This window comes from Psychrobacter sp. (genome assembly GCF_030457785.1).
In the GTDB taxonomy this organism is placed as follows: Bacteria; Pseudomonadota; Gammaproteobacteria; order Pseudomonadales; family Moraxellaceae; genus Psychrobacter.
Window position 1 is genome coordinate 1 of record NZ_JAKDUI010000120.1, and the last position, 8,330, is coordinate 8,330.

The window sequence follows — 8,330 nt, forward strand, 5'->3', positions numbered from 1 at the left end:
TATGAGCATTACCTAAGAAACCCCTACCTCTAAGGTAGTGGGTAGTTCATGCATTCTCATTTAGCGGCCACAAATTTGCGGCCGCTAAATAGATAGTATTAGGTGCTCAGTGGCCACATGCCTAGCGCACTGCCAAGTTTTTACTAGCAGGATAGCTGACTTGAGAGGTTGAGCTTATCACTTTCGTCTGCTGACTCGGTAGATCGAACTCCCATGAAATCATGCCTTGATTGTCATTCCAGTCACGCTCAGTTACTGGTGGCGTATGATTGACTGTCACGTTGAGCGAATCATCTTGGCTGACAGGCTCACTGCCCAGTACCTGCAGTCGCATAGTACGACTGTGCTGGTTGGTGAATTCGTATGCTTCGGTTTTGGTCAGTGTTTGCGTGCGGTTAAACGCGCCCTTATCGCCCTGCGTATCTTCATCAGCTATTTGTTTGACGATCGTATTGCGATCAATACCGAAACCAATACCTTGCTCTTTTAGAGTCTGATAACTGTATCTTGATTGTCCGATATAGTTATCGTCTCGGTATAGCTGCATCGACCCATCAACCCAAGCAGGTGTCAAGAATGGCGCAGATGCGTACCAGTAGCCCGCGGCTTCTACACCAGGCGTACTACGAATCCATAGATTACTAGTACCAGACTGCTCATCAATCACTGTCCGTACGTGTCGGCCATCACTTGGAATGCTGACCCGCTGTGGCAGTTTGTACTCTATGATGCCATTTTTGTTTTGGCTGCTCACAGTAAAGGTCGGCAGCTCAGGCGCAGGAGCACCGTCACTAATTCTGGCATAAGCTGGCGCAGCCATCTCTTCTACCATGGGTACTGGGAGATGATCATCAGCCATCATTCTAGATTCTTCGTCATATAAAGAGAGACGCTCCACCCGAGGTAGCTGACCAGTGGTGTTTTGATTTGGGTTGACCGAGCTTAGCGTTAAAGGAATATTTAACCAGTTCTCCCCTGTTTGCTGAGCGATGATGGCCGATGCACTGATATTCAACTGCTCAGTATTGGTGTCTAGACGCGCTTGATAGGTAGGCTGCCAACTGGCACCACGCACTTGGTAATGCAGCTTGATAGAACTTGGTGTGCGGCTGGCAGTACGGACACTGACTTGCGTCACGCTATTGCTGGTCGAAGTCGCGCCACCTGCCATGAGCTGATTCAGGTCGTCTTGCGCTTGTGCTTGGCGCTGTTGAATATCTAAGATTCGTTTGTTGATAGCAACCGCTTGTGTCTCTAGATCCTGCGCGTTGCTGGCTAATGTACCATCGGTACTGATTTGCGTGACCTTCGTCAGGTTTTGCATATATGACTTTGCCAGATTGGCAGCTTCTAGCTCTGCTGTGATATCGGCTAAGGTAGCCTGCTGAGCCTGCACCTCAGTGTCTCCTTGGTACTGACACTGCGCTGCTTGCTCACCGCTTAGGGTTTCTATGCTGACTTCACCAACATTGACACCGCTACCCGCTTGCACACTCAAACTATCTTTATCAAGATAAGGCGACAAACATGAAAATATGAGCGTCTGTTCACCACTACCGTTGATTGGCAATGCACGAGTAACGCTAGCCAAGCCCTGATAAATAGTGACTTGCTCGATACTGCTATTTGCTGCTTGGGCAGGCGCTATGCCTAAAGCAGCAAGGCTGAATAAACCCAAAGGTGTCACGATTTTTATCGAGCAATATTTTTCAGTGACAGTGAATACTTTTCGTACTTTAGATAAATAAGCTTGCATTATTATTCCCTTAAACACACGATAATTTTATAAGTATTGTTTATTAGCGCAAGCCTACGTTATCCGACGCTTTAGCAAATACCCTATATGGACAGTCTTACATAACACTTATCTTGAACCACTTTTTGTATATTAACTGTTTTCTGTCTTTGTTTCTATTCTCATTAAGACGTTACGCATATTGTTACATGCGCCTAGCCAGACCCTAATTTGGTATGACTAACTGGCTATTTTTGCTATTATGACCAACATTCTATTATCAAATACTATGATGCCCTTATGAAGATTCATCCTCAGTACGATCCCGTAGCGTTGGCCTTGGGGCCTGTAGAAGTACACTGGTATGGCCTAATGTATTTGTTGGCATTTGCTGCTGCTTTCGGCTTGGCTTGGTACCGTAGTTCTAAACGCGATAACTGGACCACCGATATGGTCTCAGATTTGGTGTTTTATGGCGCGCTGGGTGTGATTTTAGGCGGGCGTATTGGCTACGTGCTGTTTTATCAATTCGGTGAGGTACTACAAAACCCAACCTATCTTCTCAAAGTCTGGGAAGGCGGTATGTCGTTTCATGGCGGCTTCCTCGGTGTCATGTTTGCCATGTGGTTTTTTGCCCGCAAATACAAAAAAACAGCTTTCCAAGTGTTCGATTTTATCGTTCCTTGTGTGCCGACGGGATTGTTGTTTGGCCGCCTCGGCAACTACATCAATGGTGAGCTTTGGGGCCGTGTCTCTGATGGTGGCTACAATTGGCTGACGTATTTCCCACAAGCGGCTGCCTTTGATATGCAGCAACTGCAGACCAACCCAGAGCTACAAGAGCTGATGCTCGAAGTGAATGGGCAGTACTTACTTCCTCGTCACCCATCGCAATTATACGAAGCATTGGCGGAAGGGCTGCTATTATTTATCTTCTTATGGTGGTATTCGTCAAAACCGCGTCCACGTATGGCAGCAACCGCCATTTTCTTGCTGGGCTACGGCGTCAGCCGCTTTATCATCGAATTCTTCCGTCAGCCAGATGCTGACCAAGGATTTATCTTGCTAGGCTGGATGACCAAAGGTCAGATGTTAAGTGCGCCAATGATTATCGTGGGCTTCGTCCTACTGATTTATGCTTACAAACGTGGCATTTATGACTGGGGCAAGCAAGCCGCTTACTAGGCAGATATTGTCATCAAATACCCTACAGATAGCGACATCCAATATATATTTTGATATCGTAGAAGAGCATCCTTATGAGCACTAGCAGTTACAACAGTAAAAACGAGCAAGCTTACTTGGACTTGCTACGCCACGTTATGAGTGAAGGCACCGAAAAAGGTGATCGCACCGGTACAGGCACGCTTAGCCATTTTGGTGCACAGCTGCGTTTTGATTTGGCGTCAGGGTTTCCCCTATTGACCACCAAAAAAGTACACTTTAAGTCTATCGTCTATGAGCTACTTTGGTTTTTAAGCGGTAGTACCCACGTTGATTATTTACAAAAACACGGCGTTCGTATTTGGAATGAATGGGCAACGGCAGAGCAGACAGCACGTTTTAACCGCCCTGCTGGTGATTTGGGGCCCGTTTATGGTCATCAATGGCGCAATTATGGTGCTACCAAAAGCGAAGACGGCCGCTACAATAACGATGGGGTCGATCAAATCACCCAGGTCATCGACCAAATCAAAACTAACCCCAATTCCAGACGATTAATTGTCTCTGGCTGGAATCCAAGCGAGGCGGAGCAAGTTGCATTGCCGCCTTGCCACACGCTATTTCAATTCTTTGTGGCGGATAACAAATTATCTTGCCAGCTTTATCAACGCTCAGCAGATTTATTTTTAGGAGTGCCGTTTAATATCGCTAGCTATGCGCTACTAACCCATATGGTCGCACAGGTTTGCGGACTAGAAGTTGGTGAGTTTATTTGGACAGGCGGTGATTGTCACATTTATCAGAACCACCGTGAGCAGGTCGAATTGCAACTGACACGTTCGCTTTATAGCTTGCCAACGTTGACACTTAACTCTGACGTTGATGATATTTTTGCCTTCCAATACGAAGATATTTGCGTTGATGGTTATGAGTCGCACCCTGCGATCAAAGCAAAAGTAGCCGTATAAAACCGATTGCTTCCGTCTTTTTTCCAATAAAGATAATAAAGGATACATTATGAGTTACGCCCACACTGAAATTGCCCAAATCGCTGCCATCAGTAGCAACCGCTGCATCGGGAAAAATAATGAGCTACCTTGGCATGTCTCAGCCGACTTACAGCACTTCAAAAAAATGACGACCAAAGCAAATGCCGATTCGATTCAAGGTATCGTGGTTATGGGCCGTAAAACTTTTGAGTCAATGGGCAGCAAGCCATTGCCAAAGCGTGTTAGCTTCATTATCAGTAGCCAGACAGATTATGCGGAAAAAAATGATCTGCAAGACCGTGACGATGCTCATGTGGTGCATAATCTAGATGATGCTTTGACGCAAGCCGCTAGCCTAGCGCATGGTGCGCACCTTGATACGATTTGGGTGATTGGCGGTGAGCGTGTATTTAGCGACGCCTTTATGTATACCGACCGTATTGAGCTGACTCATGTCGATACTGAGATCACGGACGGTGATGCTTTCTACCCAGAACTACCCAGTGAATTCGAAGTATCAGAAGAGTCTGAGCGGATGCACGATGAGAAAACTGAGTTGGGCTTTAGATTTGTGACTTATAGAAAAACTGCTGAATAGTAGTTGATATATGTTAAGACATTAAAAATGGGGCTCTCCTAGATTATTCTAGAACAGCCCCATTTTTATTTATCCAACGATAGCAAATCACTGTTAAGCACATCATGCTAATAACACTCACCAACAAAGTTAATCGCATCACTCATCTACCAACCTACTCATGCAACACTTTATAAATGGTTTTTGCCAGTACTGGACCAATGCCCTGCACACCTGATAGCTCTATCTGCGAGGCACCTAGCAACTGCTGCATACCCCCGAAGTGATTGAGCAAATCACGTCGGCGCTTTTCACCCAGCCCTGGTATCACTTCTAACACTGAGGATGAACGACGCTTATCACGTTTTTTACGGTGCGCTGTAATGGCAAATCGATGCGCCTCGTCACGAATATGCATCAATAAATGCAGCGCTTTGCTGTCCATCGGTAGATCAAGCGGTTCGTGGTTGATAAAGTGCAACACCTCAAGCCCTGCCTTACGCCCCTCGCCTTTGGCGACACTGATAAGTAACGTATCATCGAGAATACCCAGCTCGGTCAACACTTCTTTGGCAATGCCCAGCTGCCCTTTGCCTCCATCAATCAGCAACAAATCTGGCAATGGTTGCTTTTTATAGCGGCGCGTCAGCACTTGCTTCATCGCAGCATAATCATCACCACCTTGAATATCATGAATCGTATATTGGCGATAATCACGCTTGCGCGCACCACCTTGGTCAAACACCACACAACTACCGACGGTCGCCTCACCCATAGTGTGAGAGATATCAAAGCACTCGATACGATCAATAGTGCGATCAGTGACATCGGCCAACACATCTTTTAGCGCACCAAAGCGCGAATGCAGCTCAAGATAATCACCGAGTTTGGTCTTGAGTGCATTATTAGTATTAAGTTTGGCTAAATCCAACCATTCTGAACGATGTTCACGCACACTGGTTTTGAGCACAACCTTGCTACCAAAGTGTGTCACCAGCGCTTCGCTAAGTGCTTGTTGATCAGGCAGCTCATGACTGAGTATCACCTCTGCAGGTAAGTCATCGGTCACCTGAAAATAAAAAGAACTAATAAACGCAGACAAGTTATCCGCTAGTGGCTCGCTGCTATCAACATCGGGGAAGTAGTTTTTACCACCCAACACTCGCCCTCCGCGCACCGTCAACACATTGACACAAGTCATGCCTGCTTGACTGGCTATAGCAATCACATCAGCCTCACCTTGGACTGTATATACCGCTTGCCTTGCCTGCACTTCTCGCAGCATCGAGAGCTGATCACGATAAAAAACGGCTTTTTCAAAGTCTAATTTTTCGGCAGCGCTTTCCATTTTTTCGATTAAGGCACTGTGAATGTCGCTCGAGTCGCCTTTTAGAAAACGAATGGTATTATTTACATCCTCCGCATACTCTTCTGGAGAGACCAAGCCCACACAAGGTGCACGACAACGCTTAATCTGATACTCGAGGCAAGGTCGTTTACGTTGTTTAAAAAAGGTATTGCTACATTGGCGCATTTGAAACATTTTTTGCATGAGCACCAGTGTCTCTTTGGCAGCGTGTGCTGACGGAAAAGGACCAAAGAAACGACCTTTTTGATGATTTCCTTTACCACGCCCATACGCCAGCCTTGGATAAGGCTTATCTGCTGAAATGAAGACATACAGGTAGGATTTATCATCACGCAATAGCACATTATAAGGTGGGCGATACTCCTTGATGAGATTTTGCTCCAGCAGCAGAGCCTCAGTCTCACTACGCGTAATAATCGTCTCAATATCATGAATCCGCGCTACTAATGCTCGCGTCTTTGGATGGTCAATCGTCTTTGCAAAGTAACTATTTACCCGACTCTTCAACGATTTCGCCTTGCCAACATATAAAATATCACCATTCTTACCTAGCATCTTATAGACACCTGGTAAGTTGGGCAGGCGCTGAATCAAATGCTTAAGGCGGGCTTTTTTGTCATCGATAGGACTCGACTCTGAGACATTAACCATAAAATTTGTTGCTCTCAAGATACTAATACATCACTATTGATGGGGCGATGTCTTTGGTTTTGCAAGCCACCATCGCTTACCAGCCGTATCAACTGTCTGCTCAAACATAAAAAAACCAGCACAAGGCTGGTTTTTTATTTTTGCTCTAAATATCGTTGAGGTTCACGCATTGCTATATTTTATGCATCACCCTAACAAAACACCAGATTACTGACGGAAGTTAGGCAACAGCGCTGGGATACCCGGTAACATACCGACTACCGCCATTACACCTGTCAATACGATGAAAGTAATCACAGGGATAATCCAACGATTCATTTTTGACAAGTTCGCACTACGTTCTTTTGAACCAATCAGTCCTAGGTTATCAAGTACAAGCGTGATCGACCAACCAAATGCAGGGTTAACCAGTGCTGAAGCGAATACAACAATCGCAGCTGACTGTGTTGTCTTGCCTTCACGTGTCATTTCCATGCCTGCTTCCAGTAGCGGAATGAAGACACCAACAATCAGTGCTACACACATCACGGGCTCCCAAATGGCCAAATCCATTGGATAACCCCAAATACCTGCTATCAGACAGAATATACCTGTGAGCACCGCACCTGCTGGGATCGGACGCTTCGCGATCGCTGCTGGTACAATATAAGTACCCCATGACGATGCAAAGTTAGCACCACCCAATACAGAGCCTGCCACCTGACGAATAGAGGCACTTGTCATTGTATCGTCGATATCCATTTGGACACGCTCAGTACGCTGTGGATAGCTGATTTTTTGGAAGACTTGGTGACCTAAGAAGTCTGGCGACCACATAGCAACCGCCAAGACTGCAAATGGTAAGACCACAACGAAACTTTCAACCGTTGGGAATCCCAACATCCAACCAGTGTTTTCACCCCACCAGTACATTGGGTTCATATTTGGCAGACCTGGTGCTGTCTCAAAGGCAAACGGTGCGCCCATCGCGAAGGCAACTCCACCACCCAATAAGCAGCTCAGCGGTACGGCAAGCCAACGCTTTTGGAAGTTTTCTAACACGGCATACAGCACAATCGTCAGTAAAATGACCACAAAAGCGATATGCGCCATGCCTATGCCTTCTGCCCAAGCAAACAGGTTTTTGACTTGCGAAATAGTTCCGACGAAGCCTAAGTAGAGCAACAGGCCACCACACACGCCTTTACTGGTTAAGTTTGCTAGCAGACTCCCCCCTTTACTGATTGCCAGTAATAGTCCAAAAGCACCGATGAGCAAACCAAAGGCCATCGGGTGACCACCAGCAGCAACTACGATCGGAATCAGAGGGATCAACGGACCATGCGTACCAGCAAGGTTAGCAGTCGGTAGCAAAAAGCCAGAGAACAGGATAACGAAGAAGGCAACGATTAATAGCTCATAGCGAACGTTTTCTAAAACGAAAGCATCGCCTAGCCCTAAAGGGCCAGCAAAAGTAGCGGCAATAGCACCAACCATGACGACCTTACCAATGGTCGCTGCCATCGCTGGAATAGTATCTTCAAATTCAAAACGATAATCACGGAAGGGTAAGTTGACGCTCCAGCGCTTCGGCTGCATGATCTGTAGTTCATGGTTTAGATAGTCATCACGGGTATCAAAGCTTGAACTGGGTTTGTGCAAATCAAGGTAGCTACCAGATGGTTCGCTGTCGTGATTGGATGATGGTTGATTAGAACCTGGAGAGGGTATCTGAGTATTACTCATCACATTTCCTTATGTCGATTGAGGCTTCTATTGACTAGTAATGTACTGATTCGAACTATATATAAGATAGTGTCCAGCGCAAATTCTTGGCTATTGTATGCCATAAGAACTTTAATTGCG

The 8,330-nt window shown here is 46.1% G+C and carries 6 protein-coding genes; 3 read left to right on the plus strand and 3 right to left on the minus strand.

Going from position 1 to position 8,330, the window contains the following annotated elements:
* Positions 1-121: 121 nt before the first annotated feature.
* Positions 122-1,756 carry a DUF4139 domain-containing protein gene (locus L0J61_RS07000; RefSeq protein ID WP_301465617.1) on the minus strand — a complete coding sequence of 545 codons (1,635 nt, stop codon included), beginning with the start codon at positions 1,754-1,756 and terminating at the stop codon, positions 122-124.
* A gap of 279 nt (positions 1,757-2,035) precedes the next feature.
* On the opposite strand from L0J61_RS07000, the gene lgt reads away from it, so the two are divergent.
* From lgt to L0J61_RS07015, 3 genes are all read left to right on the plus strand, one after another.
* The gene (gene lgt / locus L0J61_RS07005; protein ID WP_301465618.1) at positions 2,036-2,920 is read left to right on the plus strand and encodes a prolipoprotein diacylglyceryl transferase; all 885 of its coding nucleotides are present in this window, start codon (positions 2,036-2,038) and stop codon (positions 2,918-2,920) included.
* 74 nt (positions 2,921-2,994) lie between these two features.
* Positions 2,995-3,867: a thymidylate synthase gene (locus L0J61_RS07010; RefSeq protein WP_301465619.1), complete on the plus strand. Its 873-nt coding sequence runs from the start codon at positions 2,995-2,997 to the stop codon at positions 3,865-3,867.
* Positions 3,868-3,916: 49 nt separating this feature from the next.
* Entirely contained in the window at positions 3,917-4,486 is a 570-nt protein-coding gene (locus L0J61_RS07015; protein ID WP_301465620.1) for a dihydrofolate reductase, read from the plus strand.
* Between the two features lie 154 nt (positions 4,487-4,640).
* On the opposite strand, the gene uvrC is transcribed toward L0J61_RS07015, so the two are convergent.
* Positions 4,641-6,485, minus strand: coding sequence for an excinuclease ABC subunit UvrC (gene uvrC / locus L0J61_RS07020; protein ID WP_301465621.1), 1,845 nt, complete (start codon positions 6,483-6,485; stop codon positions 4,641-4,643).
* 207 nt (positions 6,486-6,692) lie between these two features.
* Positions 6,693-8,210 carry a DUF3360 family protein gene (locus L0J61_RS07025; RefSeq protein WP_301465622.1) on the minus strand — a complete coding sequence of 506 codons (1,518 nt, stop codon included), beginning with the start codon at positions 8,208-8,210 and terminating at the stop codon, positions 6,693-6,695.
* Positions 8,211-8,330 lie beyond the last annotated feature (120 nt).